The organism is Tatumella sp. JGM118 (genome assembly GCF_018257515.1).
Taxonomy (GTDB): domain Bacteria; phylum Pseudomonadota; class Gammaproteobacteria; order Enterobacterales; family Enterobacteriaceae; genus Tatumella; species Tatumella terrea.
The window spans coordinates 233,804-259,896 of the sequence record NZ_JAERJR010000003.1 but is presented as its reverse complement, the minus strand read 5'-3'; the positions used below and the strand labels follow the sequence as shown (position 1 = coordinate 259,896).

At 54.3% G+C, this 26,093-nt stretch carries 25 protein-coding genes and 1 other RNA gene; 10 read left to right on the top strand and 16 right to left on the bottom strand.

Going from position 1 to position 26,093, the window contains the following annotated elements:
• Positions 1-83 precede the first annotated feature (83 nt).
• Positions 84-968 (top strand): LysR family transcriptional regulator, encoded by an 885-nt coding sequence (locus tag JK223_RS05305; RefSeq protein WP_212713173.1) that lies wholly within the window; start codon positions 84-86, stop codon positions 966-968.
• Between the two features lie 179 nt (positions 969-1,147).
• Here the strand turns inward: JK223_RS05305 and rnpB are convergent.
• Together rnpB and rsmI are read right to left on the bottom strand one after the other, a co-directional pair.
• An RNA gene (gene rnpB, locus JK223_RS05300) (RNase P RNA component class A) lies at positions 1,148-1,522 on the bottom strand.
• 33 nt (positions 1,523-1,555) lie between these two features.
• Positions 1,556-2,431 carry a 16S rRNA (cytidine(1402)-2'-O)-methyltransferase gene (gene rsmI / locus JK223_RS05295; RefSeq protein WP_212713172.1) on the bottom strand — a complete coding sequence of 292 codons (876 nt, stop codon included), beginning with the start codon at positions 2,429-2,431 and terminating at the stop codon, positions 1,556-1,558.
• Between the two features lie 62 nt (positions 2,432-2,493).
• On the opposite strand from rsmI, the gene JK223_RS05290 reads away from it, so the two are divergent.
• The 4 genes from JK223_RS05290 to dolP are packed head-to-tail and all read left to right on the top strand — an operon-like array spanning position 2,494 to position 6,202.
• Complete coding sequence (locus JK223_RS05290) at positions 2,494-4,674, top strand: penicillin-binding protein activator (protein ID WP_212713171.1); 2,181 nt, start codon at positions 2,494-2,496, stop codon at positions 4,672-4,674.
• Entirely contained in the window at positions 4,620-5,015 is a 396-nt protein-coding gene (locus JK223_RS05285) for a YraN family protein (protein WP_212713170.1), read from the top strand. The genes JK223_RS05290 and JK223_RS05285 overlap by 55 nt, the downstream gene beginning before the upstream one ends.
• Positions 5,016-5,030: 15 nt before the next feature.
• On the top strand, positions 5,031-5,618 hold the full coding sequence (diaA, locus tag JK223_RS05280) for a DnaA initiator-associating protein DiaA (protein ID WP_212713169.1): 588 nt from the start codon (positions 5,031-5,033) through the stop codon (positions 5,616-5,618).
• 14 nt (positions 5,619-5,632) lie between these two features.
• Entirely contained in the window at positions 5,633-6,202 is a 570-nt protein-coding gene (dolP, locus tag JK223_RS05275) for a division/outer membrane stress-associated lipid-binding lipoprotein (protein ID WP_212713168.1), read from the top strand.
• A gap of 20 nt (positions 6,203-6,222) precedes the next feature.
• On the opposite strand, the gene JK223_RS05270 is transcribed toward dolP, so the two are convergent.
• Complete coding sequence (locus tag JK223_RS05270) at positions 6,223-6,936, bottom strand: pirin family protein (protein WP_212713167.1); 714 nt, start codon at positions 6,934-6,936, stop codon at positions 6,223-6,225.
• Positions 6,937-7,044: 108 nt separating this feature from the next.
• Here JK223_RS05270 and JK223_RS05265 point away from each other — a divergent pair, with 108 nt between their 5' ends.
• Positions 7,045-7,959 carry a LysR family transcriptional regulator gene (locus JK223_RS05265; RefSeq protein ID WP_212713222.1) on the top strand — a complete coding sequence of 305 codons (915 nt, stop codon included), beginning with the start codon at positions 7,045-7,047 and terminating at the stop codon, positions 7,957-7,959.
• Positions 7,960-8,082: 123 nt separating this feature from the next.
• Here JK223_RS05265 and JK223_RS05260 read toward each other — a convergent pair whose 3' ends face one another.
• The 9 genes from JK223_RS05260 to JK223_RS05220 all read right to left on the bottom strand — a co-directional run bounded on the left by JK223_RS05260 (position 8,083) and on the right by JK223_RS05220 (position 14,553).
• Positions 8,083-9,063, bottom strand: a complete 981-nt coding sequence (locus JK223_RS05260; protein ID WP_212713166.1) for a glutathione S-transferase family protein — start codon at positions 9,061-9,063, stop codon at positions 8,083-8,085.
• A 160-nt stretch (positions 9,064-9,223) separates the two neighbouring features.
• Positions 9,224-9,508: a YqjK-like family protein gene (locus JK223_RS05255; RefSeq protein WP_212713165.1), complete on the bottom strand. Its 285-nt coding sequence runs from the start codon at positions 9,506-9,508 to the stop codon at positions 9,224-9,226.
• The gene (locus JK223_RS05250; RefSeq protein ID WP_212713164.1) at positions 9,505-9,903 is read right to left on the bottom strand and encodes a phage holin family protein; all 399 of its coding nucleotides are present in this window, start codon (positions 9,901-9,903) and stop codon (positions 9,505-9,507) included. The genes JK223_RS05255 and JK223_RS05250 overlap by 4 nt, the downstream gene beginning before the upstream one ends.
• 2 nt (positions 9,904-9,905) lie before the next feature.
• Entirely contained in the window at positions 9,906-10,211 is a 306-nt protein-coding gene (locus JK223_RS05245; RefSeq protein WP_025901122.1) for a YqjD family protein, read from the bottom strand.
• 111 nt (positions 10,212-10,322) lie between these two features.
• Positions 10,323-10,568: a DUF1090 family protein gene (locus tag JK223_RS05240; protein WP_212713163.1), complete on the bottom strand. Its 246-nt coding sequence runs from the start codon at positions 10,566-10,568 to the stop codon at positions 10,323-10,325.
• Between the two features lie 169 nt (positions 10,569-10,737).
• Complete coding sequence (gene mzrA, locus JK223_RS05235) at positions 10,738-11,058, bottom strand: EnvZ/OmpR regulon moderator MzrA (RefSeq protein WP_212713162.1); 321 nt, start codon at positions 11,056-11,058, stop codon at positions 10,738-10,740.
• Positions 11,058-11,729 (bottom strand): DedA family protein, encoded by a 672-nt coding sequence (locus tag JK223_RS05230; RefSeq protein ID WP_212713161.1) that lies wholly within the window; start codon positions 11,727-11,729, stop codon positions 11,058-11,060. Before JK223_RS05230 ends, mzrA begins: the two co-directional genes overlap by 1 nt.
• A 348-nt stretch (positions 11,730-12,077) precedes the next feature.
• Positions 12,078-13,346, bottom strand: a complete 1,269-nt coding sequence (sstT, locus tag JK223_RS05225) for a serine/threonine transporter SstT (RefSeq protein WP_212713160.1) — start codon at positions 13,344-13,346, stop codon at positions 12,078-12,080.
• A gap of 244 nt (positions 13,347-13,590) precedes the next feature.
• A complete protein-coding gene (locus tag JK223_RS05220; RefSeq protein WP_212713159.1) occupies positions 13,591-14,553 on the bottom strand; it encodes a TerC family protein in 963 nt (320 codons plus the stop codon).
• A gap of 342 nt (positions 14,554-14,895) precedes the next feature.
• Between JK223_RS05220 and JK223_RS05215 the strand changes: the two genes are divergently transcribed.
• A complete protein-coding gene (locus JK223_RS05215; protein ID WP_212713158.1) occupies positions 14,896-16,584 on the top strand; it encodes a chloride channel protein in 1,689 nt (562 codons plus the stop codon).
• A gap of 103 nt (positions 16,585-16,687) precedes the next feature.
• On the top strand, positions 16,688-17,812 hold the full coding sequence (gene rlmG, locus JK223_RS05210) for a 23S rRNA (guanine(1835)-N(2))-methyltransferase RlmG (protein WP_212713157.1): 1,125 nt from the start codon (positions 16,688-16,690) through the stop codon (positions 17,810-17,812).
• A gap of 490 nt (positions 17,813-18,302) precedes the next feature.
• On the opposite strand, the gene JK223_RS05205 is transcribed toward rlmG, so the two are convergent.
• Positions 18,303-19,046: a polyphenol oxidase family protein gene (locus JK223_RS05205; protein WP_212713156.1), complete on the bottom strand. Its 744-nt coding sequence runs from the start codon at positions 19,044-19,046 to the stop codon at positions 18,303-18,305.
• 111 nt (positions 19,047-19,157) lie between these two features.
• Between JK223_RS05205 and JK223_RS05200 the strand changes: the two genes are divergently transcribed.
• On the top strand, positions 19,158-19,955 hold the full coding sequence (locus JK223_RS05200) for a 5'-nucleotidase, lipoprotein e(P4) family (protein WP_212713155.1): 798 nt from the start codon (positions 19,158-19,160) through the stop codon (positions 19,953-19,955).
• A 349-nt stretch (positions 19,956-20,304) separates the two neighbouring features.
• Entirely contained in the window at positions 20,305-21,729 is a 1,425-nt protein-coding gene (locus JK223_RS05195; protein WP_212713154.1) for a GGDEF domain-containing protein, read from the top strand.
• On the opposite strand, the gene ddlA is transcribed toward JK223_RS05195, so the two are convergent.
• The 3 genes from ddlA to JK223_RS05180 all read right to left on the bottom strand — a co-directional run bounded on the left by ddlA (position 21,726) and on the right by JK223_RS05180 (position 25,908).
• Positions 21,726-22,826: a D-alanine--D-alanine ligase gene (gene ddlA, locus JK223_RS05190; RefSeq protein WP_212713153.1), complete on the bottom strand. Its 1,101-nt coding sequence runs from the start codon at positions 22,824-22,826 to the stop codon at positions 21,726-21,728. The two genes, JK223_RS05195 and ddlA, sit on opposite strands and share 4 nt — an antisense overlap.
• Before the next feature lie 120 nt (positions 22,827-22,946).
• Positions 22,947-23,621 (bottom strand): Fe2+-dependent dioxygenase, encoded by a 675-nt coding sequence (locus JK223_RS05185; protein ID WP_212713152.1) that lies wholly within the window; start codon positions 23,619-23,621, stop codon positions 22,947-22,949.
• Positions 23,622-23,670: 49 nt separating this feature from the next.
• Positions 23,671-25,908, bottom strand: a complete 2,238-nt coding sequence (locus JK223_RS05180; protein ID WP_212713221.1) for a catecholate siderophore receptor Fiu — start codon at positions 25,906-25,908, stop codon at positions 23,671-23,673.
• Between the last annotated feature and the right edge of the window lie 185 nt (positions 25,909-26,093).

The window sequence follows — 26,093 nt, the reverse complement described above, 5'->3', positions numbered from 1 at the left end:
TATTTACGTTAGCAAAGGGATTTTCATTCCTAAAATTCAATTTTAAGCTAAGTTAATATGCGTAAAGTTCATAAGAGACGGGTATGCGAATAGACGATATCGACGCACTGCTGGCAGTCGTGCAGTTTTCTTCTCTGAGTCAGGCGGCAGATCATCTGGGGATCACCCAGTCAGCCATTACCCGCCGTTTGCAAAGTCTGGAGCAGTCTCTGGGTACCCGGCTGCTTGACCGGCAGACCAAACCTTTACGCCTGACTACGGTCGGACAGCGGGTCTACCAGCAATGTCTGACGCTGAAGCGTGAAGCCCGGCGTCTGTATGCCCTGGCTAATGAGGAAGGAGAGGCCCGTGGCCCGCTGCGTCTGGGGTTACCGCAAAGCCTGAGCGAACTCTGCCTGTCCCGGACACTCGCCGGCCTGAATGCGCATTCGGCTGAGGCCGATGTGACGGTCAGTTGCGGCTGGGGAGGCCAGTTATTATCACGGCTGGAAAACCTTGATCTGGATGCGATGCTGGCTATCGGACCGGCAAATCTGACCATCCCCGACACGCTCCGCGCGACCCGGCTCAGGCCTTTGGCGGTGGGCGTGATTGTCCGTCAGGGAGTATTCAGCGAAGGTATGACGCTCAGTGAGGTGGCCAGGCTGGGCTGGGTGGTGAACCCGGAAGGTTGTGGCTTACGCGCCGGCGTCATCCGCTATCTGGAGCAGCAGGGAAGCCCGTTTAAAGTGAATGTGGAAAGCGCCGGTATCCATCTGCAGTTACAGCTGGTGGCGAACGGGGCAGGGGTGGGCATTGTGCCTCTGGCGGTGCTGGAAAACAGCCCGTTACGCGAAAGCCTGCAGGTGATTGCCAGCGAAGAGTACTGCCCGGAAAACTATCTGTGGCTATTATCTGCCCCGGACCAGGGCAATCTGGCACCGGCAATCCGTGAGTTTGCGCAGCTGGTCTCAGAGCAGTTGCCCTGACGTTCAGACGTTCCTGCGGGGGGAGGCCGGCGATGTCCGGCACCGGCCGGGCGTTGCCAGGTCATGCCGGCAGGCCATATCAATCCGCGCTGGCAGAGAGCGGAAACAAAAAGGGGCTGCTCCTTCCGCGCCCGGTTATCCGGTATGCGGTAAGAAACAGCCCCTGATTGTATCGAATGAGTCGAAGCTGACCGGTAAGCCGGGTTCTGTCGTGGACAGTCATTCGTCTAGGCCAGCAATCGCTCACTGGCTCAAGCAGCCTACCCGGGTTCAGTACGGGCCGTACCATGTGAACCCCTATTTGGCCTTGCTCCGGGTGGAGTTTACCGTGCCACGGACTGTTGCCAGCCGCGCGGTGCGCTCTTACCGCACCCTTTCACCCTTACCTGATCCCGTAAACGGGCCATCGGCGGTTTGCTCTCTGTTGCACTGGTCGTAGGCTTGCGCCTCCCAGGCGTTACCTGGCACCCTGCCCTATGGAGCCCGGACTTTCCTCCCCTCCGCCCGTCTCCCCGAAAGGACGACGACGAAGCGGCGACTGTCTGGTCAGCTTCGGCGGCGGATGATAGGGCATTTGCCACCGTTTGTCACGCGTCTTCCTGATCTTCCTTCTGATCCAGCGCGTACCGGTATAAAGCATTTTTCTTCACGCCATGAATTTCAGCGGTGAGGGCGGCGGCTTTTTTCAGCGGCAGTTCGCGCTGCAGCAGGCCGAGTGTCCGTAAGGCTTCCGGAGGCAGTGCTTGTTCATCGGCATGATAACCTTCGACAATCAGCACCATCTCACCTTTACGGCGGTTATCATCCTCGCGGACCCAGGCGAGCAGCTCCGCGACCGGCGCGCCGTAAATGCTTTCCCAGGTTTTAGTAATTTCCCGTGCCAGCACCACATAGCGGGAGCCACCTAACTCCTGCACCATATCCTGCAGGCAGTCCAGTAAGCGGTGGGTAGATTCATAGAAAATCAGCGTCCGCGGTTCCTGCACTAAGGCGCGGAGGGCATCGCAGCGGCCCTTGGTTTTCGCCGGCAGAAATCCTTCGTAACAGAATCGATCGGACGGTAATCCCGAGGCACTTAATGCTGTGATCGCCGCACAGGCACCGGGGAGGGGGACAACTTTCAGTCCGGCTTCCCGGCATTTACTGACCAGATGATAGCCGGGATCATTGATTAATGGCGTACCTGCATCGGAGACCAGGGCTATACTTTGACCCGCCTGTAAGCGGCTGATGAGTTGGTCAGCTTTTTGCTGTTCATTGTGATCGTGCAGTGCGAACAGGCGCGCATTGATTGCGAAATGTTGTAGTAACATACCTGTGTGGCGTGTATCTTCTGCGGCAATCAAGTCTGCATCTGACAGGACAGTCAGCGCACGCTGAGTGATATCGCCCAGGTTACCAATGGGGGTCGGGACAATGTAGAGCGTGCCCGCAGAAATCTCTGTCTGATCGTTTTGTTTCATTGTTTCATCCGAATTGCCGATTTAATATTAGGCGTTCTGAGAAAAACATAACCGGATACCGTATGCTTCTTTCAAAAGTGAATCGTCGTAAAGCAGGGCGTTTTGTCCCCGTCGTTCTCGCCGGGCTGATTCTGGCGGCCTGTACCACTCAGCAGCCCCCGGCACCTGCTGTTGATGTGCAGGGCGCGGAAACTGGCACCTCTGCCTATTACCTGCAGCAAATGCAGCAAAGTCGTGATGATAGCAAGACCGGCTGGCAATTACTCGCAATCCGCGCGCTAATCAACGAGGGTAAAGCCCCGGACGCTGCAAAACTGCTGCAGACACTCCCTGATAACCTGACGACAGTGCAAAAGCAGGAGCTGAGCTTACTGAAGGCGCAATACGCGGTATCTGTGCATAATGCCGCTGACGCCGTGCCGTCGCTGAAAGCGATTGACCTGAGCAGCTTATCTGCCGATCAGAAGGGCCGGTATTACCGTACCTATATTGCGGCAACCGCCGCACAACCGACGCTGGATACCCTGCGGGCCTTTATTGCTCTTCAGCCTCTGTTGCCGTCTGCGGACGAACAGCAGAAGAACATTAATGCGACCTGGCAGGCACTGCGTGCGATCCCTCAGCCGCAGGCAAATAACTTTGTCATTAATGCCAACGAAAATATTCTGCAGGGCTGGCTCGATCTGCTGGGAGTGTACTACCGCAGCAATAATAATCAGGATGCACTGAAAGCGGGGGTTAAAGACTGGCAGATCCGTTATCCGGATAACCCGGCGTCGAAACGACTGCCTGCCGGATTGCTGCAGAGTATGAATATGACGGCGGCCTCGACCAACACTATTGCTCTGTTACTTCCGTTAAGTGGCCCGGCGGCGATTTTCTCGCAGGCTATAGAGCAGGGGTTTGAGGATGCCCGTAACGGTGTGCTGGCGCAGGCATCGTCACCGCAAACCTCAGCAGCCTCCGCAGGACAAGCTTCGCCTGCAACGGCGGCACCGTCCGGGACCTCAGCACCGGTGGTCGGCAGTGCTGATATGCCTATCAGCGCCACCCGTCCTGCGGCCGCCGCCGCTCCCGCCGCTCCGGTCAGCCAGAATGCGGTGGTCAGTCCTTCCGCCGCGTCGGTGACATCGCTGACGGACCCGGCAACGGGAAATCCCTCTGCTGCGTCGGCAGGGCAGGTGAACGCGACTCCGGCAACACCCGCCACCCCGGCACTTCCTGCTACCGCACCGGCGAACAGTGAGGCGCAGATCAGGGTCTATGATACCAATACCAGGCCCGTGGATCAGATACTGCAGCAAGCTCAGAGCGACGGCGCAACCCTGGTCGTTGGCCCGTTGCTGAAAGAGAATGTGCAGCAAGTGGCGAATACGTCCACCCCGCTCAATATCCTGGCGCTGAATGAACCGGACGGCTTACAGAATCATGCCAATATGTGCTATTTCGCCCTTTCTCCGGAAGATGAAGCCCGTGATGCGGCTCGCCATATCCGGGCGCAAAATAAGCAGATGCCACTGCTGTTAATTCCCGCGAACAGTTATGGGCAACGGGTGGCGAATGCCTTCGCGCAGGAATGGCAAAAGCTGGGCGGTTCCCAGGTTGAAGAGCAAACTTTCGGTTCGATTGCCGACCTGAAAGCCCGTATAAACAGTAATTCGGGCATTGCAATGACCGGAACACCGGTCACGGTGCAGCCTGCGAATAACACCGCCGGTTCTGCGGTCTCCGTGGCGGGGATGACCTTTAATGCACCACAGACGGCTCCTGAGGCTCCTGCCGCGGCATCCGGCAATATCGATTCTGTGTACATTGTGGCCAGCCAGGGTGAACTTGCGCTGATAAAGCCGATGATCACCATGCGCACCGGGTCCCGCAGTAATATTGCCCTCTATGCCAGCTCCCGCAGTTCTCAGTCCGGAGCCGGCCCGGATTTCCGTCTTGAGATGGACGGGCTGCAGTTCAGTGATATCCCATTGCTGTCCGGGGCGAACCCTGCTTTGATGCAACAGGCAGTGAAGAAGTTTAATAACGACTACTCACTGGCACGCCTGTATGCGATGGGGGTGGATGCCTGGACGCTGGCTAACCACTTTAGCCAGTTACGGAACAGTACCGGTTATCAGATCGACGGAAATACCGGTATTCTGAGTGCCGGCTCAAATTGTGTGATCGACAGGACGTTGTCATGGAATCAGTATTCTCAGGGAGAAATCGTGCCGGTGCCACAGACCGCACACTGACCGGTAAAGGGTATGAGTGGCGGGCACGCCACTTTTTACAACAGGCCGGACTGGAGTGGGTCGCCAGTAATGTTCGCTACCGTTACGGTGAAATAGACCTCATTATGCGTGATACCTGTGGATGGGTATTTGTTGAAGTCCGTTTCAGAAAAAATGATCACTTTGGCGGTGCGCTGGCAAGCATCACCCGTGAAAAAAAGCGGCGTCTTCTTCGCGCCGCAGCGGCATGGCTTGCCGCCCGCCAGCAAAGTTTTGCTACGGATGACTGTCGTTTTGATATCATTGCCGTCACAGGAAGTGATGTGCAATGGATTAAAAACGCTTTTGATACCGAAATGTAATTATCAGGTGGTCGTGTGCAGGAAAGAATAAAGTCTTGTTTTACCGAAAGTATTCAGACGCAGATAGCGGCGGCAGAAGCATTACCGGATGCGATTTCCCGGGCGGCGCTGACGCTGGTTCAGTCGTTACTTAACGGGCACAAAATACTGAGCTGTGGCAACGGTGCCTCCGCCGCTAATGCTCAGCATTTTACTGCAACGATGATAAATCACTTTGAAAATGAACGACCCAGCCTGCCGGCAGTCTCATTAAGTGCCGATAACATTATGCTTACCGCCATCGGAAACGATCGGCAACATGATGAAATCTACGCTAAACAGGTGCGTGCGCTGGGCCAGGCGGGTGATGTGTTACTGGCAATCTCGACCCATGGTAACAGCCGGGATATCGTCAAAGCCGTGGAAGCTGCAGTGACCCGCGATATGACGATTGTCGCATTAACCGGCTATGATGGCGGAGAACTGGCGGGGTTACTGGGTCCGCATGATGTCGAAATTCGTATTCCCTCTCATCGCAGTGCAAGGATTCAGGAAATGCATATGCTGACGGTGAATTGTCTGTGTGAACTGATCGATAACACGCTGTTTCCCCAGCAGGAATAATTGAAGGAGCATTGATGAAAATATTTTCTGTGTTAGCCGTAGTGATGTCTGCTCTGTTGTTACAGGGCTGTGCTGCTGTTGTGATTGGTAGTGCTGCGGTGGCCACAAAATCCGCGACTGACCCGCGTACCGTCGGGACTCAGGTGGATGATGGCACGCTGGAGCTCCGGGTCGCTAATGCCCTGGCGACAGATAAGCAGGTCAAAGCCGCGCATATCAACGCCACCGCTTATCAGGGTAAAGTCCTGCTGACGGGTGAGGCTCCGGATCAGTCTGTCGCGGATAAAGCGAAGCAGATCACCGCCGGTGTCGAAGGGGCTACCGAGGTGTATAACGAAATCCGTATCGGACCCAATGCAAGCCTGGGTACCTCCTCGACAGATACATGGATCACCACGAAGGTACGTTCACAGTTGCTGGCCAGCGACAGAGTGAAATCGTCGAATGTGAAAGTGACCACAGAGCAGGGAGAAGTCTTTCTGCTGGGACTGGTGACGGCACAGGAAGGCCAGGCCGCCGCAGAGATTGCCAGTAAGATCAGCGGAGTAAAACACGTTACGACCGCATTTACTTTACTGCAATAACAGCCCTGTCAGGCAGCCGTTCAGGCTGCCTGCTCACTCCCGCAACAATCAATAATCAGCAACCGGCAGTCGCTTACGGCGGTAATATTCAGCTGTTTTTCATCGCTGATAAATACACCGTCTCCGCAACCGGCCTGAAGGGAAGTATTCTCTCCGCCCAGTGCCACTTCGCCATACACAGACTGCAGATAGCAATGTGACCCGTGCAGGGGAAAATTCTGTATCTCTTCCTGCTGTAACGAAAGCTGAAAGACCCGGATCTGCTGACGGAGTTTGAGACTGCCTTGCTGCCCGTCGCCAGAGGCGATCAGTACAGACTGCTCATTGGCCGGTAACGGCCGGTGTTGCAGGATAGGCGCATTTTGTTCCGGACAGGTCTGCAACCACAGTTGTAAACGGACGAGATCGGTCGCCGGTGAGGGATTACTTTCGCGGAAAATCGTATTATCACCGGCAAACAGCAGTGCATCCCCGGCGCGTGCCGATGTCACCTGACCGTCACTGCTACGGTATTCGGCTTCACCTTGCAAAATAATATTCAGGACATCCACTCGCGGGAAACTGCGTGGCTGAAAGGTCGATCCCGCTGCCAGCACTTCCTGATTAAGTACCTGCAGATAGCCAAAACCGAGTAATTGCGGGTCAAAGTAGTGTCCGAAGGAAAAACTGTATCGGGACTTCAGCCAGCCATAGTCAGCACTGCCACACTTTTCAGCGGCTCTTAGCCTAAACATTTTTTTCCTCCGGCCAGTGATATTCTGCATTTATCTTAAAGCGCTGGACGGCTGAATGTTAGCCAGTTAATCTGCCTGCTCTGTTCAAATTTACTGAAAGAGAATCCGATTGTGAGAGAACGGGCACTGACACTTGAAGCGCTGCGCGTGATGGATGCCATTGAGCGGCGCGGTAGTTTTGCCGCCGCAGCTGATGAACTCGGTCGGGTTCCTTCAGCCCTCAGTTACACCATGCAAAAGCTGGAAGAAGAGCTGGATGTGGTGCTGTTTGACCGCTCCGGGCACCGGACAAAGTTCACTAATGTCGGTCGCCTGTTGCTGGATCGCGGCCGGGTGTTGCTGGACGCGGCAGATAAACTGACGACGGATGCGGAAGCCCTGGCGCGTGGCTGGGAACCCCATCTGTCCATCGTGACGGAAGCGCTGGTGCCTTGTGAACACCTGTTCCCCCTGGTCAATCGTCTGGCCGAAAAGGCGAATACTCAGCTCTCACTGCAGACCGAGGTTCTGGCCGGTGCCTGGGAGCGTTTAGATCAGGGGAAAGCCGATATTGTGGTCGCCCCGGCACTTCATTTCAGAACCTCCAGCGAAATCAATACCCGTAAACTTTACAGCATGATGAGCGTGTATGTGGCCAGCCCGGATCATCCTATTCATCAGGAACCGGAGCCGCTCTCAGAAACCACCCGGGTGAAGTATCGTGGGATTGCCGTTGCGGATACCGCCCGTGAACGTCCGGTGATTACGGTTCAGTTACTGGATAAACAACAGCGACTGACCGTGAGTTCACTGGCAGATAAACGCAAGGCCCTGCTTGCCGGTCTCGGTGTGGCCACCATGCCCTGGCCCTGGGTAGAAAAAGATGTCGCCGAAGGGCGTCTGAAGGTGGTGAGTCCGGAGTATAAAGCCGACATTAATATCATTATGGCCTGGCGACGGGACAGTATGGGGGAGGCGAAAGCCTGGGCCCTGCGCGAGATCCCGCGCTTACTGACAAAATATCAGACTTCCTCGCGGTGGTAACACCGCGCAGCCGGAAGCGGTACTGTCGTCAGCCGGCATCCCTGTGATGCCGGGCAAGCCTGTCGAGCTGCAGAAGGCCTGGCACAATGCCGCCGCCTGCGGTCCCCGGCAGCGGTACTGTCGTCAGCCAGCATCCCTGTGATGCGGGGCAAGCCAGTCATGCTGCAGACGGTCGGGCACAATGCCGGCGGGATTAAGATGCGGATGGCTGCGGTAGTAGTGGTGACAAATATGGCGGAGGTCCACCGTATCGGCAATACCGGGCTGTTGATAGATATCGCGTAAGTAGCCGTAGAGATTCGGGTAATCGCTGATGCGACGGCGATGGCATTTAAAATGCGTCACGTAGACGTCATCGAAACGGATCAATGTGGTCCACAGACGAATATCGGCTTCGGTCAGTTGTTCTCCGGCCAGATAACGTTGCTGTGACAGGATCTCTTCCGCTTTATCCAGCCCGTCGAACACCGCGTCTGCCGCGCTATCGTAGGCTTGCTGGCTGGTGGCAAAGCCTGCCTGATAAACACCGTTGTTAATTTGCGGATAGATCCATGCATTGAGGGCATCGATCTGTGGCTGCAATTCCTGAGGATAATAGTCGGGCGTTATGGCAGCCATCTCTGTAAACGCCGTATTCAGCATACGGACGATATCTGCTGATTCATTACTGACTATCGTTTCACGATGCTTATCCCATAACACGGGAACCGTAACCCGTGTCGTCGCCTGAGGATCGGCTTTCTGATACAGCTGATACAGGTAGTCCAGCTGATAAAGTGGATCACCGTCTGTCCTGGGAAAATCCCGGGCGAATGTCCAGCCATTTTCCAGCATCAGCGGGTGAACGACGGAGACGCTAATGAGCTTCTGTAATTGCTTCAGTTGTCGCAGGATAAGCGTCCGGTGTGCCCATGGACAGGCCAGCGACACGTACAGATGGTAGCGTCCCGGCTCAGCCGCGAAGCCGCTCGCTCCGTGCGGCCCGGCCTGACCCTCGGCCGTGATCCAATGGCGCCATTGTGACTGTGTACGGACAAATTTGCCCTGACTGGCTGTCGTATCATAGCCAATGTCGACCCAGCGACCTTCCTGTAGCATGCCCATCCAGTGCTCCCGGGATAACGTTCTGTGTGATAGAAAAAAGGTGAGTATCAGGCGTGACGGGGAATAAAAGGGCGGCGAAGTACAACTTCGGCCTTATTCCGGCCTGTGGGGGGAAGAGCTTTTCAGTCAGCGAGCCGCTGACTGAAAAGAGAGTCGCTTATTAGCGCCGTGGCAGCGCTTTACGGATCATCCGCCAGCTGCTCCATAAACCGAACCCACGCTTGGCCCAGCGGACAATAAACGCAGGATGGCGCATAGACCAGACCGCCGCCAGTCCGCTACCGATCGCAATATAACGGCGTAATCCTACGACGGTATGCCACAGAGTGTCATACCGGGCAGTCCCCTGATACCAGTCACGCTCGCAGGCTTTTAAATCCAGCCGTTGTTGCTGAACCAGAACCAGCAGGGCATTTTTACGTCGTTCTATATCGCGACGGCTCATGACTGACGCTCCTCCAGTAGCTTACGATCCGTGGAAAGTTCTTCACGGGAACTGCTCAGCAAGGTCGAACGCCGGGATTTAACAATGACCCAGATACCCAGTATCAGTGCCAGAGCAAACAGCACCCCGGTGGTAACAGCAATTGCCATCAGACGATATTGAGGCTCTACAGCAACGATAACCAGGATCATCAAACTCATCAGTCCGAACGCTGTAAAAAGCATGGTTAATCCGACCATCAGCAACATCTGGATCAGATTCGCCTTTTCCTCTTCTAACTCGACAATTGCCAGACGAACCCTGGTCTCTACAATACTGACCAGGGTCGTGACCATGCGCTGGCCGACATTGATAAGGCCTTTTCCCGGACCTTCGTTCGGTGAATGATTATCCATAATTATCGACGCGAGATAAGAATACCGAAGACCACACCAATCGCCGCACCGATCCCGACGCCGTGCCATGGATTGTCGCTGACATATTCATGGGCTTTTTGTGCCGCTTCACGGGTGGTTTTACTGAGCTGCTGACCGGATTCCCCCAGGCTTTCCCGGGTCGAGTCTAATGTTGCCCGTGCTTTTTTATGTAACTTATCGACTTCAGATTTTGATTTATCACTGGCCCCGCTCAGTACTTCTTCCAGTGTGTCCGCCAGGGCAGACAGTTCAGCACGCAGATCCTTTGAAGATGGAATATCAGCCATATAAAACTCCTTCTGAAAGATGTTGGTTGGCTCCGCCGGGCGGAGAAAAGCACACAGGCACTTAAAAGAGACTTTTCAAACCGCAGAAAAAGGGTCTCTGTTTCTGCGTTATCAGGGCGATGCCGGGTGTGGCGCAGCACGGGTGACCTTGCTGCGGGAGCACTGGCGCTGAATTCCGGCTAATGCCTGTTTCAGGCCGTCGATCCTGTGCTGATTGTGATGCTGCCTCGCCAGTGAGATTTCATACTCAATGTTGTTAATGTTGTCCTGAGGGTATCGCGGACAGTGGGTCCCGCGGGCACCGGCAGTGACCGGTAATATCATCAGCACAATTAGCAGACCATCTACGCTCTTCATCAGGATCTCTTATCCCGGGCCTAAGTGCATGACATCTGTGTGATGTCACTGCAAATTTACCTGACTGTTTTACTTAGTTATCTGAGTATAGATAGCCCTGGCAGAAAGTTCAAAGTCAGGGCAGAGAGGAAATAAAGAAAGCGCCTCTTTCCGGCATGCTGCCGCCGGGTCAGGCCGTGATATACCCTGCCGATAAGATGTGACTAAGGATACGCCGGGCAGCCAGTTGCTGCTCTTCATTTTCCAGGTGGATCACCAGACTATCAGGGCCCGGGGTAATACTTTTTATCGTGATCCCTCTGGCGGTGAGCTGCTGGTAAAGAAAGAAACCATCCGGCAGGCTCATCCCTTTATGGGTCACCATAATCCGTACGACCGGGTCACTCACGACCATGCCAGGCATCAGCCGTATCGTCGCGAGGATAATCAACGCGACGATCACGATAAAAGGGAGCAGCCGATACCTGGAGAACAGCGTTTGGCGGGACATTACAGAGATTTCCCGCCTTGCTGAGAACGTTTACGCCACAGAACATACAACGAGCCGAACAGACCAAAAACCAGCAACACCAGAGGTAACAGCATCAGACAAAACATCAGCTGATCTTCATACTTCTGGAATAAGGGGGTTTTACCGAGGGCGAAGCCGGCGCAGGTCAGGATAACAACCCAGAGTAATCCGCTAAACCAGTTAAAAAACTGGAACCGGGCGCTGCTCAGTCCGGAAATACCCGCAATGGTTGGCAGCAATGTGCGGACAAAGGCAATGAAACGGCCGATCAGTAATGCAGATAATCCGTGCCGGTGAAAAAGTGCATGCGCCCGCTGGTGATATTGTGCCGGAAGGTGAGACAGCCACTTCCTGACCAGCGGCGTATTGCCCAGCCATCGCCCCTGAATATAGCTGACCCAGCACCCCAGACTTGCCGCAACGGTGAGGATAAACAGGGTCATCGGGAAGCCCATGGTCCCTTTTGCGATCAACACGCCGACCAGGATGAGCAGGCTATCGCCCGGTAAAAATGCCGCAGGCAGCAGGCCATTTTCCAGGAATAAAATGATAAATAAAATGCCATAAATAGCCCATACCAGAGAAGGATCGGCGAGCGTTTCAAAATCCTGTTGCCAGAGTGCGTGCAGTAGGGCGTGTAAGGTATCCATTAACTGTTCCTGACCATCATTAATATTCCGGAAGAAGTCTTAAAGATAACGCATTCCGGAAAACCCGGAAGGGCAATGAGGTGACTTCTGAACACTTCACCACTGTTATCCGGGGAAGGATAACAGCAAATAATTGTAACAAAAAATAAGTAAGGGCAGTAAGTTTAATCGCGCAGAGGCACAGAGTTTTACCTGTTCTGCGCGATTAAAAAAGGATATTTACACGGACTGACATTCTCCGTGGCTCTGCCGTGCAGAGAAGTCTTGCCGGTAAAGCCGGGAAACGGTGGCGAGTGCAAAGAGGGGTACCGTGACGGCGCGGAAGAGATCCCGCACCGTCTCAGACCATTATCTGACCGACGCCTGGCGTTCCGGGCTTTCAGCCGTTCCGGAGACGGATTTTTTCATCGCTTCTGACTGGCAGACCGCGGCGGTAAACAGAATATCGGTGGAAGAGTTCAGTGCAGTTTCCGCAGAGTCCTGCAACACACTGATTAGGAACCCGACGGCGACGACCTGCATGGCGATATCATTAGGGATCCCGAACATATTACAGGCCACGGGGATTAACAGCAGAGAACCACCAGCGACTCCGGAAGCTCCGCAGGCACATAATGATGCCACCAGGCTCAGGACGACCGCCGTCGGTAAATCGACAGCGATGTTCAGGGTATGTACCGCCGCCAGGGTCATCACGGTGATGGTGACAGAGGCACCTGCCATACTGATATTGGCTCCCAGCGGAATCGAGACGGAATAGGTGTCTTCATCCAGATTCAGGCGCCTGGCAATCGCCATATTTACCGGAATATTGGCGGCGGAGCTGCGGGTGAAAAATGCAGTTACACCACTTTCCCGCAGGCATAAGAACACCAGCGGATAAGGGTTGCGGCGAATTTTCCAGAAGACCAGTAACGGGTTGACGACCAGTGCCATAAACAGCATACAGCCCAGGAGCACAGACAGTAAGGTCGCATAGCTCCACAATGCAGAGAAGCCGTTGGTGGCCAGCACCGAGGCGACCAGCCCAAAAATACCCAGCGGAGCACAGCGGATCACCTTACGTACCAGCCAGGTGACCGCAGAAGACATATCATTCAGCACCTGTCGGGTGGTATCACTGCTGTGCCGGAAAGCAAGGCCCAGGCCGATAGCCCAGACCAGAATACCGATATAATTAGCGTTCAGCAGTGCGTCAAACGGGTTAACGACCACACTAAGCAGTAAGCCGCGCAGGATCTCCTCAATGCCCCGGGGCGGAGTGACTCCCTGATGGACATCGGTCAGGCTTAATACCTGAGGGAAGTGGAAACTGGCAACCACGGCCACCACCGCAGCAAAGAAGGTACTGAGCAGATAAAGAATAGCGATCGGTTTGATATTCGTTTTCTGCCCCTGAGCATGGTTGGCGATCGACGAGATCACCAGTACCAGCACCAGTATCGGGGCAACGGCTTTTAAGGCATGAACAAAGAGTTCACCCAGTAACCCGACGTCGCGTGCACTTTCTTTTGACACCGCTGCCAGCAAAATACCCGCCAGCAAACCCGCAATGATCTGTCCAATCAGATTACCTGAGCTCAGCCAGAGCATCAGTTTGTTATTTTTTTTAATCATATAATATTTACTTATTTTTTAAGGAATTCTCATTTTCCTGACGTGGTTAGCGTCACTGAAAATAATGGGTCGCGGGCAAGTATAAGTAAAAGATATACATAATAAAGAAGAAATCAGACCGCCAGATTCTGCAGCCAGTGTGAAAATATCTTCAGGTGTGCGCTTGTTAGCGGTAAATCATGCAGATTGATTTTTACATGAAGGATTTGAGGGGGTTTTCACCCCCCTTTGGGATATTGTTTCGTTATAGCTTGTGCGCCATCTGACGGTTTTTCAGATGATTTATGCCCAGGGTGATCAGCAGGATGGCGGCAACCACCGTCAGGGATACTGCGGTCGGAATATGATAAACCTCCAGCAGCAGCATTTTTATGCCGATAAAGACCAGGATCACGGCCAGGCCATACTTCAGTAATGAGAACCGCTCAGCAACCCCTGCCAGCATAAAATACATGGCCCTCAGACCGAGGATGGCGAACAGATTTGAGGTCAGTACGATGAAAGGGTCGGTCGTGACGGCGAAAATAGCCGGAATACTGTCTACCGCAAAAATAACATCACTGAACTCCACCATGATCAGGGCCAGAAACAGGGGAGTGGCATACCTGAGCCCCTGGCGTTTAACAAAAAAGCGTTCACCCTCCAGGGATTCTGTCATACGTATATGGCGGCGTAACCAGCGGACGACCGGCTTTTCTGTGCTGCTGTCTGCTGCTTCGTCGGAAGGGATCGCCATCCTGACCCCGGTGATCACCAGGAAGGCACCGAACAGATAAAGGATCCAGCTGAACTCACTCACCAGCCAGCTGCCGGCAAAAATCATGGCGGTACGCAGTACGATGGCACCCAGAACACCGTACACCAGGACCCGTTGTTGCAGGGCGGCCGGAATAGCAAAATAATTGAATAACATAAGCCAGACGAATACGTTATCTACCGCCAGTGCTTTCTCCAGCACATATCCGGTGAGAAAGGCCAGGGTTTGCGAAGAGGCAACCGCCGGACCTGCATGTTCCCGTAAATACCACCACAATGCGGCACTGAACAACAATGAAAGGGCGACCCAGACAACGGACCAGAGGGCGGCCTGTCTGACCGTCATACCGGCACGATCGCGGCGACCCTGTAAGCGAAGATCAACTAACAGCATGATCACGACAACTACGATAAAACTGCCCCAGAGGAGTGGGTTACCCACGCTGTGCATAATGTTTTCCCCGAAAAAAAACGGCTGAGATCAGAAGATATCAGCCGCTGTGGTGTGACAGGCAAACCTTACCTTCCGGCAAGGTCTCACTTGCAACACCGGATTTCCGGGTTGCGCGGCGACCGGTTGTTATACACAACGTAATGACGATCAGCCGGCTTTTAAGTTACTCCCCTTTGCTTTCTACAGGCTAGGAGGGATCAGGCATAAATTCAAGTAAAAAAGAAATAAAATGAAACATTCTGATAAATCTGTTCACTTAATTGCGGTAAACAGAGCCGATTGCCTCCGGCGGGCGACAGTTTTATCATAGCGGTTCTCCCTCCCGGCCCAGGATACTCAGTGAAAGAAGGTAAGCACGCACTCCGATGGATGGCACTACTGATAGCGATTCCGGTCGGATTCGCCGGCGCGATGGTTACGCTGGCTTTTCGTCATACCCTTGATTTTTTCAATCGCCTGCTGTTCGGGCGTAGTGATGATATCACTCTGGCGATGCATGCCTGGCCCTGGTACTGCTGGCCACTGATTGTGGGGGGCGGGGGACTGATAGCCGGTATCTTCCTGCAATATGCGGTCAGATTAGAGAAAAAACAGCGTATTAATACCGACTATCTGGATGTCATCAATGCCAGGCTGGATGCCGTTCCTACGCGTACCTCGTTGTTTCGGGCACTCTCGTCGATCGCCAGTATTTCCAGTGGGGCCTCCATAGGGAAAGAAGGACCGATGGTCCAGTTAGCGGCACTGTGCGGCAGTATTATCGGTCGTTTTCTGCCCGCCGCGACCTTGCTGAAAAACAGTGATGTTGTGGCGATGGCTGCGGCTGCCGGTCTGGCTTCGGTTTACCATGCACCGCTGGCCTCTGCGATTTTTGTCGCCGAAGTGGCTTTTGGTATCTCCGCCTTGCAGCGGTTGATCCCGCTGGTGATTTCAGCCGCCGTCTCGGTAATGACCCTGTGGTGGCTCGGTGACCGATCAGCCCTCTATCCGCTGGCTGAGGTACAGTTCGATGTCAGTATTGCCAGCGTCGTGACGGTGGCGGCGATTGGCTGTATCGGCGGCCTGGCCGGGGCCGGATTTATCACCCTGACCGGCTACAGTAAAAAACAGTTTTCCCGGATCACCCGTCTGCCTTACCGGCTGGCGAGCGGGGGGATCGCTGTGGGCCTGTTAGCCATACTGTCCACGGATATTCTGGGAAATGGCTATGAGGTGATCGTCAATATCTTTCGCGGTCACTACCTGTTGTCCGGGCTGTTGCTGGTGCTGGTGTTAAAATTGCTGGCGACCTGTTGCTCCGTCGGCTCTTCTGCGGTCGGGGGCATGTTTACGCCTTCATTACTGATAGGGGCGCTGGTGGGGGCAATGTTTACGGTGCTGACGGTACACCTCGGGTTTGGCACACAGCCTGGCTGGCTTTACGCGGCCGTGGGGATGGGGGCCGTGCTGGCGGCTATCAGCCAGGCACCGTTAATGGCGATGCTGATGGTGATGGAAATGACCCTGAACAGCAGCCTGCTGTTCCCGTTGATGATAGCCACGGTACTGGCCACGATGGTGACCTATCGCCTGCAGTCCGCCGTGACTTATCCGCTGATCGCTACCCACTTTTCCCGTGCCGAAGCGAAGTTTGATTTTGATAACACCTCGATTGCTGAACTGATCATCCCCGGGGCGGCTATTTTGCCGGGAACCCCGGTCAGTGATGCTCTGGCGATCAGTACACTGAAGCGTGAACGCTACGTCTATGTCATCAATGAAAGCGGGCGCTTTCTGGGGGTGGTTTCTATTCATGAAATCGCAGCCAGTGTGCTTTCCCAGAAGATCACCTCAGACTCTCCGGTCAGTACCGTGATGGATAACGAGTTTCCGTATGTCTGCCAGGGACAGAGCCTGCGGGAAGGCTGGGAGGCCTTTGAGAAGGTCACGTTAGAGCGTCTGCCGGTACTGAGTGATGATACCGGGCGCTATTTCCTGGGGGCGCTGACGAAAACCAGTCTGGTCCGTAAAGCCGGAGCCTTTATCTGAGCCAGCCGGAACCGGTCTTTGCGGTTGGGTTTATCGGCTAAAGCCAGTATAACTGCGCCCCTTTTCAGAAGCCCCTGTTTGCCAGACCCGTGCCGGAGATATCATGACCCTATTTGAAATGAGTGATTATTCACTTAACCTGCAACGCTTTCCGCGGACAGGCGATGACAGTGCTTTACAGGCCTGGGATGCCGCAGATGAATATCTGTTACAGCAGGAGATACCTCAGGGGCCGGTGTTTGTCTTTAACGACAATTTCGGGGCGCTGACCTGTGCGCTGGTCCATCAGGGGCGTCAGGTCTGGCACATCAGCGACTCACTGAATAGCCAGCAATCGGCACAGCAGAATCTGGCACTGAATGGCCTGGATGAAAGTCATGTCACCTTTGTCGATAGCATGACAGCGCTGCCGTTAACCCCCGCGGTTGTGCTGATTAAAGTGCCAAAAACTCTGGCCCTGCTGGAATTCCAGCTCGGGACGTTGCGTGATGTGCTGCAGCCGGACACGGTGATCATTGGCGGAGCGAAAGCGAAGGATATCCATAATTCCACGCTGGCGCTGTTTGAACGTATTATCGGCGAAACAAAAACCTCACTGGCAAAGAAAAAAGCGCGACTCATTTTCAGTCGCTTCACGGTGGCAGAAATGACCCCGCGTGATGTTGCCGAGCGGTGGCCGCTGGAAGGCACCCCGTATATTATCCATAACCACGCGAATGTTTTTTCCCGTCAGTCGCTGGATATCGGTGCCCGTTTCTTTATGCGTCACCTGCCTCGCGGTCTGGAAGGGGAGATCATTGACCTCGGCTGTGGTAACGGCGTGATCGGCCTGAAAGCGCTGGTGGAGAATCCTGAGGCTAATGTTCACTTTGTGGATGAGTCCTGGATGGCCGTCGCCTCGGCACAGATTAATGCGGAAACGAACCTGCCCCATGAGCTTTCCCGCTGCCGTTTCACGGTGAACAATGTGTTGAGTGGTTTCGCCCCGGACAGCTATTCGGCGGTGTTATGTAATCCGCCCTTCCATCAGCAAAATGCGATTACGGAGCATGTCGCCTGGCAGATGTTCCGTGATGCGTTCCGTTGCCTGCAATACGGCGGGGAATTAAGGATTGTTGCCAACCGTCACCTTGACCATGATCGAAAACTGAAAAAGCTTTTCGGTAACTGCCAGGTGGTGGGTTCTGATACAAAATTTGTCGTGCTGCGTTCCGTTAAACTCCGCTAAGCCGCAGGTCACCGGTGGGCCACTGAGTGTGGCCCACCGGTCGTCAGGCCCGTTCTGCGCATGCTTTCAGGCTTAATTCCCGCCACCTTTCTGCGGGGCCCGGGTCCCGGGACCAAGCCGTAGCCCTTTAAGCCGGTATCGTCTGTAAAACCCGATACCTGTTGTGCTGTCCGGTATAGTGCCGCAAACCCCGATATTCGATGAAATAAGTGACGCGCCAGCGAAAGCGCATTTCCTCCGGGACCCCCGATAACTACTGTACAGTCCGGCATAGTGCCGCAAACTCCGATATCCGGTGAAATGAGTGATGCGCCAGAGAAGGCGCATTTCCTCCGGGAACCCCGATACCTGCTGTGGAATCCGGCATAGTGCCGCAAACCCCGATATCCGGTGAAATAAGTGATGCGCAGCGACAGCGCAATTCCTCTGTTAACGCCGGCATCTGCTTCGTAGTCCGTTGCTTTCTGTTTCCTGTGGCTCTCTCTGGTCGTCAGTCAGCCTGCGGCCGCGCGGGTAAATCACTGGCAATCCATGAAAAGCGTAACTGATAGCCTTCATCCGTATGAGTATTACGCCGGTAACTGGCCCCCGGTTCTGCCATACAGTAAGTACACTGATTCAGGTTATCGATCCGCGATGCCGCAATTCCTTCCTGCAGTAACATCCGGGTGGCCAGTGCCGGTAAATCCAGCCAGAAAGCGGGCTGTGTGGAGGGTGCGGTCGGGCGCAGAGCGCGGGGATTTATCGCCGGGTGAAAGGCGCCGGGGAGCGGCCCGCTGACATAACGGCAGGCTTTAATCTCTTCCACCAGGGGTAAACCCAGTTCATAGCAACAGGGGCCTATCGCCGGGCCGATCGCCACGAAAAGATCAGCGGCGGTGGATCCCGCCTGAAAAAACTGTCTCAGGGTCTGTTGCAATATCCCGGCCAGCGTACCTTTCAGCCCTGCGTGGGCTGCCGCCACCTGATGTGTTTTTTCTGATGCGATAAGTACCGGTAAACAGTCGGCAGTATAGATGGCGACCGGTTGCCCGTGATGGCTGAACAAGGCATCCGCCACCGACTGCTTCGGGGGAAAGTTACTCTCTGCCGGACAGACGGTGGCGGTATGACGCTGCAGAGCATAGGCCGTGTTATCGGGAGGACGCTGACCTGAAGGTAAAAAGCTATGTCTGACCCAGCCGAGAGAACGGAGAAGGGACGATTGCTGACCTGCGGAAGAGGGAAGGGACATAGGCATTTCCTGTTGAATAATTTCATCCAGCGATTGCATTTATAGTGAAGATACTGCGATAGTCCTTACGGGGTCAATGATTGAATATTAACAATAAGATGAGGAAATTAAATGAAAAAGCGCTGGCTTTTAACCTTACCTGCGCTGGTAGTTCTTGGACTATCCGGCTGTGCGCAAAACACACAACAACGACTCAATGACCAGACGGTGACTGCGGTAAACTGGATGCAGCAATCCGGTGAATATCAGGCACTGACCTGGCAGGCATTCAATGCAGCCACGGCCGCGTTCGATCATGCCTCCTCGCTGACCGGTAAACCGAAAGCGGTGATTGTTGATCTGGATGAAACCATGCTGGATAACAGCGCCTATTCGGCCTGGCAGGCGAAGAATGGCAAATCTTTCAGTGATGCGACCTGGTCTGCCTGGACACAGGCGAAGCAAGCCCGTGCTATCCCGGGGGCGGTAGAGTTTGCCCGCTATGTCGACAGTCATGGCGGTACGGTGTTCTATGTCTCTAACCGTGATCAGAAAGACTATCAGGCCACCGTCGAAAATATGCAGGCACTGGGCTTTCCTGGTGTGAACGAAAAAACCGTGTTCCTGAGTACCGGTTCGTCTAATAAGCAGGCCCGTTTTGATCAGATCACCCAATCCGGGGCGAATGTGGTGCTGTATATCGGTGATAACCTCAATGACTTTGGCGGGGCGACCTGGCATAAAGGGAATGCTGAGCGCCGTAACTTTGTCAGCAGTAATCATCAGTTGTTTGGTACCCGTTTTATTATTCTGCCCAACGCAGAGTACGGTGACTGGGAGAGCGGAATGGCTCCCGGCTATAACTCTCTGACCGACCAGCAAAAAATCGATGTCCGTGAGCAGCATTTGCGTGCATGGGACGGAAAATAAAGATTAAGCGTTAAGCGGGCGCCCTCTGCGGGGCGCCTTTTCACGATTAAATCCGGCCACCGACCGATATTCACTCTGTCAAAGCCTCCTCCGGTGCAGTAAAATTCCTAACTTCATCCAACATCCGTCGCTCCGTCATCAGAACCCTGACACTGAACGCCTGTCATCGCACACCCGATTGTGCGGTGTATGTTTCGGTTGACTGCGGTTTTACCTTCAGGCAGGTCATTACGTTCTGCTGATTTCCGGGTGGTCTTTATCTGCGTGGTCCGCTGAGACACACCTAACCGGGGCCGCAGGGATCCCGGTTTATGAAGACACGAGCAGGCACCGCCTGGGGTAGTAAGTCATGACATTTCGGGTATTCCGTGAAAAAAATACCGTTGCCAACGGACTGGTCATTTTTTTCTTAACCGCCTTCTTATGCGCTATCGGCAGCCATTTGCGTTTGCCGATGGTGTTATCGCTGTTCTGGATAGTCAATGCGGTCATTGCAGGGTTATTTATCCGTAAGCCCTGGCTGCACACGCCGCTGAACTATCTGTGGTGTTATGGCGGTATGGTGGCCAACGATGTACTTTTTTCCGGGTGGGCGATGGAATCGTTTACGATCAATATCGCAAATATTATTTTTATTCTTATCGCCTCCTGTGCCCTGAACCGTTACCCGCCTTATTTGCAGGGGAAAGCCAATATTCGTCATATTATGCTGATTTTCCCCGTCTGTTTGCTGGCGGCATTGGCCTGCGGTCTCTGGGGGGCACTGGCCTCGGGGGGGATCAATAGCGGGATCGCGTTTATGCTGTCTGCCGGCGACTGGAGCAGTGAACAGTTTTCGACCGGCCTGCTGTTATTACCCCTGATCCTGACGTTTTATCGGAAAAGCGACTATCACTGGCGTCTGCATTCTTTGTTACCGATAGGGTCGGTGATCCTGTTATTAGCCGCCGCCATTATGCTGGGCGGGCCGGGTAGCCTGGCGCTCCCCCTGCCCGGGCTTATCTGGTGTGCACTGGTGTTACCGATTTCCGTGACCTGTCTGATGACGTGCCTGACCGGTGTGGCTGAAATCATGCTGATTTATATGAATATTATCCGCGTCAGTTCCGGCTTTTTACCTTCGGCGGTGACACCGCTGATTTCGGTACGTCTCGGGATTGCGGCGCTGGCACTGACGCCTTATATGGTAGCGGTCAGTCTGGAGGCTATTCGGGAGTTAAACCGGCAACTGGCGACGCGTGCTAATTACGATTTCCTGACCCGCCTGCTCTCGCGGGCCGGATTATTCGACAGCCTGACCCGACAGCCTTTCCGCCCCGGTAAGACGATGGGGTTGATCCTGCTGGACGTGGATTTCTTTAAGCAGATCAATGATAACTACGGCCATGATGGCGGTGATTTGGTATTACGGGAAATCAGTCGCCGTCTGGCGGGATCGGTAGTCCCGTCGGCCAGACTGTCACGCTTTGGTGGTGAGGAGTTTGCTGTGGTTCTGTTTGAATGTGATGAACCCCGATTATACCGGCAGGCTGAGGCTTTACGCCTGGCCGTCTCCGGTGAGCCTTTTACCGTAGTACAGGGAGAAATTCCTGTGTCGGTCAGCCTGGGCACTGCGCTGGAAATTGCCGGTGAGGACAAGAACTGGACCACAGTAATGAACCGTCTGGTCAGCGTGGCGGACAGTCATCTGTATAGTTCAAAACGTAGTGGCAGAAACCGGACAACTCCGGTCTGGCAGGAGCCTGCCAGACCGGGGGAACCTGACATCGATTAGTGGTCAAAGGCCGCTGTCATTTGTTTATCCTGGTCATAACGTTCAAACGCCAGTTCAATCAACCGGGTGATCAACTCACTGTACCCGAGACCACTGGCCTGCCAGAGTTTAGGGTACATGCTGATATTGGTGAAGCCAGGTAATGTATTGATTTCGTTGATAATAACCTGGTTTTCCGGTGTCAGGAATACATCGACACGCGCCATGCCACAACATTCAAGTGCCTGAAACGCCTGCAGTGCGATTTCACGGATACGGCTATCGGCATCCGGGGATATCTCTGCCGGTACGACCACCTGTGCGCCTTGCTCATTAATGTACTTGGTCTGATAAGAGTAAAACTCATCACTGAGCACGATTTCACCGCAGTGGCTGGCTTCAGGCTGGTCGTTGCCGAGCACAGCACATTCGATTTCACGTCCGACAATGCCGGTCTCGATCAGCACCTTACGGTCATAGCGGAACGCTTCTTCTAACGCAGGCAGTAATTCGCCGGCATGGTGAACTTTACTGACCCCGACAGAAGAGCCCTGGTTCGCCGGTTTTACGAACAGGGGCAGCCCCAGCTCTGCGATCACCGCAGCCGGATCGATCTCCTGCTGGCGGTTACGGTAAGCGGTAATGAAAGGTGCAACCTGTAATCCGGCATCCCGTAACAGGCGTTTAGTGACTTCTTTATCCATGCTGACCGCGGAGCCGAGGACGCCGGAGCCGACAAAGGGCAGGTTTGCCATCCGCAGCAGCCCCTGAAGAGAACCGTCTTCACCCAGCGTGCCGTGGACAATCGGGAAGATGACATCGACCTGCGGCACAGGTGCCAGTACGTCACGCTCAATTAACTGTTGCTGCTCCTTACCGGGAACCAGGGCGACCTCGCGGGCCGAACGGTTAAGCGCAATATGCTGAGGGTCATTAGCATGCAGTAAGAAATCAGACTGCTCATTCAGTTGCCAGTATCCCTGCTTATTAATCCCCAGAAGCACAACTTCAAATTTTGTTTTATCAATAGCATCAATGATATTTTTGGCTGACTGTAATGAGACTTCATGCTCAGCCGATTTCCCACCAAAAATAATTCCTACACGTTGTTTTGTCATTCTGGTCTGCCTGAATAGCCTGGTACAAGGGCACAACATACCATGCAGCGAATGGCGACAACAGTACTCTGCTTGATTACACGCCGGGTGGCTCATTTTTCAGACCAAAGATAAGCGTTGTTACTGTCCTGTCCACTCGCGCAACAGGTTATGGTACAGATGCAGTAACGAAACACCGACCGCCGGGGCTTCTGCGTTTTGTTGCAGAGTGCGGATGTTTTCATCGAGAGAGATCAGCATGGCACGTTTGTTTTCATCACGGATCATCGACTGGATCCACATAAAGGAGGCCAGGCGCTCTCCGGACGTCACCGGTGTCACACAATGCAAACTGCCGGAGGGGTAGAGCACCAGGTCTCCCGCGGGTAATCTGACCCGGTGCTCGCCATAGGTATCCTTGATCACCAGTTCTCCGCCCTGATAACTGTCCGGGTCTGAGAGAAATAAGGTGGCGGAAATGTCTGTTCTCAGCCAGGCGTTGCCTTCACGCCGCACGGCCCCGTCGACATGAAACCCGTAGGTGCCCCCTTCGCGGTAACGGTTGAATAGCGGGCTGGAAATATTGACCGGCAGAGTGGCCGAGAAAAACTGCGGGTGGCTGTTGAGTTTATCCAGCACAAAACGTTGTAACTCCTGCCATTCATGGCTGGCGGTATCGACCTGCTGGTTAGACTTGACCTCAGCCCCCAGATGGCCGGTGGTGGCCCGGCCATCGACCCAGGGGCTGACCGCCAGTTTATTACGGATCAGTCTGACTTCGTCCGGGCTGAGCAGGCCGGAGATTTTTTGCATCATAAACAGGTTCCTGCAAAGATGCCGCAGCCAGGCTGCGGCATGTCGGGGATCAGAAATGAACGTTGGCGGTCAGCATCCAGCTGCGCTCTGCGCCCGGGAAGTACCGGTAGCCGCTTTTGTTTATGGACGCCACATAATGGGTATTAAAGACGTTATAGACGTTCAGTTGCAGATCCAAATTATTGTTCACACGGTAGCCGGCCATGGCGTCGGCGACCCAGTAATTATCAACTTTATCCGGTGTTCCTGCCGCACCATCGGACCCGCGATGCATGCTGCCCACATAGCGGGCCCCGGCCCCGGCCAGCAGCTTATCGGTCAGCTGATAGGTCGTCCAGGAGGTGAATGCATGTTTCGGGGTATAACTCAGCGCAGAGGACCCGTCATTACTGACAGTACTGCCTTCTTCGACGACGGCATTCTGCAGGGTATAGCCCATCATCAGATGCCATTTATCGGTCAGATTACCGCTGGCAGTCAGTTCGTATCCCTGTACGCGCTTGCGCCCGGTCTGGACATAGTCGAGCGTGATCGGGTCCTGGGTCACTTCATTACGGATATCGGTACGGAACAGTGCACCGCTCAGTAACAGGGTGTCATCAAACAGGCTCCACTTGGTGCCTACTTCTGCCGTCGCGGTTTTTTGTGGCTGGAAGTCGGTACGGTTCGCACTGTTGCCGCTTCCGCTTTCGGCCAGCTGGAAGTTGCTGCCGCCCGGAGGTTGCTGTGAAACGCCATAGTTAATATAGACGTTCCCCTGCGGGGTCAGATGATACAGGGCACCGGCTTTCCAGTTAAACAGTTTACCGCTTTTGGCGGTGTCTACCGTCGATACCGGTGTCCCGGCAGAGACTCCTGCCGGACAACTGACGGCACCGCGTCCTGTTCCTCCGCAGACCGATAAGGCGCTATAGCGGGTACGGTAACTGTCCAGTCGGACACCTCCGTTCAGCTCGAACGCTGGTGTGACCTGTAAGGTATCAAAGGCATACACGCCAAAGGTATCGGTCGTTCCCCGCGCATCGGCCCCGGTCGGGGTCAGTCCGCCAATGGAAACATCACTGTCGGGATGATAGATATTCACCGCCGGTGCCGTCAGAGATTTCACACCGTAGTTGACCTGTGTTTCCCGCGTCACTTCTACCCCGGTACTGATATCGTGGCTCACGGCCCCGGTGGAAAAACGGGAGGTCAGATTGGTCTGGTTAGTGACTATCTTGTTCAGAGCATCTTTGGTGTTGATCAGTCGCGCCCAGTCCCAGTCACCCGCAGAGGCGGAGCCGTGGGTCGTGATCTGGGTGTTTCCGCCCATAATCGACGTCAGTAAATATTTCTGACGTGTCTCTGACCAGCGGGTGGTGTTACGCAGCGTCGTGTTGTCAGAAAAATCATGTTCGAAACGCAGGGTCGCGGTATCACTGTCGGAAATATCAAAATCAGAGTCCGTGCCGTAATAATTGTGGGTGTTGACCTTCCCGCTGCTATTCAGTGCTGCAAAGCCTGCCGGGGCGGTATAGCCCGGCAGACCGATCGTCGGGATACCGCCATCCGGAGTGTTGTGTTGATGTACATGTTCATAATCCAGATAGAGCCGCGTTGGCGTATCCAGTCCGAAAGCTATTGAAGGGGCAATCCCATACTTTTCATGGCTGATATTATTACGGGTATTGCTATGACCTTTGTCACCCATCATGTTGACACGAAAAGCGGTCGTATCATTAATCATCTGATTATAGTCGACGGTGGCACGTCGTTCAGAACCACTGCCATAGCTCACCGATCCTGCGACAGAGGTTCCTGCCAGTGGCTGTTTGGAAATCCGGTTGATGGACCCGGACGGGGCGCTGCGGCCATAATCCGACCCGGAAGCCCCTTTAATGACTTCAACGCTCTCGGTGTTGAAGGTGTCGCGGGTCGTGGTGCTGATATCGCGGATCCCGTCCAGATAAATACTGGACGACGTATCGATGCCGCGCATATAAATCGTATCTCCGGTCGAGGTACTGCCGTTTTCCCCGGCAAAAAATGCCCCGGCCCCGGCGACGTTTTTCAGCGCATCCGTCAGGGTCGTGGCCTGCTGCTCCTGCATCACCTGTTGCGGAATGACCGTGACCGTCCGTGTGGTGTCAGCCAGCGGGCGGGTAAATTTCGGGTCAGACAGTGTCTGTGGCAGGTAAAGCGACGGTAAGGTGCCTTTGACCACCAGGGTCTCGTCCGGGGCAGAGGCTTTTTTCGGGCTTCCGGCGACAGGCGTCGGTGGGGTTAATGCGGTCTCAGTGGCTGACATCGCGGGTGCAGAAAGGCCGACACACAGACTGGCGAAAATGGTCAGTGTGCCTGAGACAGGGAAAGCCGGTGAAATATTGGAATCAGGTTTCAAACGAAAGGTCTCCGCAAATGCTAAATGTAATGAGAATTATTATCATGATAATTCTCATTATGGCGTCTTTCATTTTTCAGGTAAAGGGATGT

Excerpts from the sequence above, each read along its gene's own strand:
- JK223_RS05305 (WP_212713173.1), top strand. The coding sequence starts at position 84 with ATGCGAATAGACGATATCGACGCACTGCTGGCAGTCGTGCAGTTTTCT.
- rsmI (WP_212713172.1), bottom strand. The coding sequence starts at position 2,431 with ATGAAACAAAACGATCAGACAGAGATTTCTGCGGGCACGCTCTACATT.
- JK223_RS05290 (WP_212713171.1), top strand. The coding sequence starts at position 2,494 with ATGCTTCTTTCAAAAGTGAATCGTCGTAAAGCAGGGCGTTTTGTCCCC.
- JK223_RS05285 (WP_212713170.1), top strand. The coding sequence starts at position 4,620 with ATGGAATCAGTATTCTCAGGGAGAAATCGTGCCGGTGCCACAGACCGC.
- dolP (WP_212713168.1), top strand. The coding sequence starts at position 5,633 with ATGAAAATATTTTCTGTGTTAGCCGTAGTGATGTCTGCTCTGTTGTTA.
- JK223_RS05270 (WP_212713167.1), bottom strand. The coding sequence starts at position 6,936 with ATGTTTAGGCTAAGAGCCGCTGAAAAGTGTGGCAGTGCTGACTATGGC.
- JK223_RS05260 (WP_212713166.1), bottom strand. The coding sequence starts at position 9,063 with ATGGGCATGCTACAGGAAGGTCGCTGGGTCGACATTGGCTATGATACG.
- JK223_RS05255 (WP_212713165.1), bottom strand. The coding sequence starts at position 9,508 with ATGAGCCGTCGCGATATAGAACGACGTAAAAATGCCCTGCTGGTTCTG.
- JK223_RS05250 (WP_212713164.1), bottom strand. The coding sequence starts at position 9,903 with ATGGATAATCATTCACCGAACGAAGGTCCGGGAAAAGGCCTTATCAAT.
- JK223_RS05245 (WP_025901122.1), bottom strand. The coding sequence starts at position 10,211 with ATGGCTGATATTCCATCTTCAAAGGATCTGCGTGCTGAACTGTCTGCC.
- JK223_RS05240 (WP_212713163.1), bottom strand. The coding sequence starts at position 10,568 with ATGAAGAGCGTAGATGGTCTGCTAATTGTGCTGATGATATTACCGGTC.
- mzrA (WP_212713162.1), bottom strand. The coding sequence starts at position 11,058 with ATGTCCCGCCAAACGCTGTTCTCCAGGTATCGGCTGCTCCCTTTTATC.
- JK223_RS05230 (WP_212713161.1), bottom strand. The coding sequence starts at position 11,729 with ATGGATACCTTACACGCCCTACTGCACGCACTCTGGCAACAGGATTTT.
- sstT (WP_212713160.1), bottom strand. The coding sequence starts at position 13,346 with ATGATTAAAAAAAATAACAAACTGATGCTCTGGCTGAGCTCAGGTAAT.
- JK223_RS05220 (WP_212713159.1), bottom strand. The coding sequence starts at position 14,553 with ATGCACAGCGTGGGTAACCCACTCCTCTGGGGCAGTTTTATCGTAGTT.
- rlmG (WP_212713157.1), top strand. The coding sequence starts at position 16,688 with ATGACCCTATTTGAAATGAGTGATTATTCACTTAACCTGCAACGCTTT.
- JK223_RS05205 (WP_212713156.1), bottom strand. The coding sequence starts at position 19,046 with ATGTCCCTTCCCTCTTCCGCAGGTCAGCAATCGTCCCTTCTCCGTTCT.
- JK223_RS05200 (WP_212713155.1), top strand. The coding sequence starts at position 19,158 with ATGAAAAAGCGCTGGCTTTTAACCTTACCTGCGCTGGTAGTTCTTGGA.
- JK223_RS05195 (WP_212713154.1), top strand. The coding sequence starts at position 20,305 with ATGACATTTCGGGTATTCCGTGAAAAAAATACCGTTGCCAACGGACTG.
- ddlA (WP_212713153.1), bottom strand. The coding sequence starts at position 22,826 with ATGACAAAACAACGTGTAGGAATTATTTTTGGTGGGAAATCGGCTGAG.
- JK223_RS05185 (WP_212713152.1), bottom strand. The coding sequence starts at position 23,621 with ATGATGCAAAAAATCTCCGGCCTGCTCAGCCCGGACGAAGTCAGACTG.
- JK223_RS05180 (WP_212713221.1), bottom strand. The coding sequence starts at position 25,908 with ATGTCAGCCACTGAGACCGCATTAACCCCACCGACGCCTGTCGCCGGA.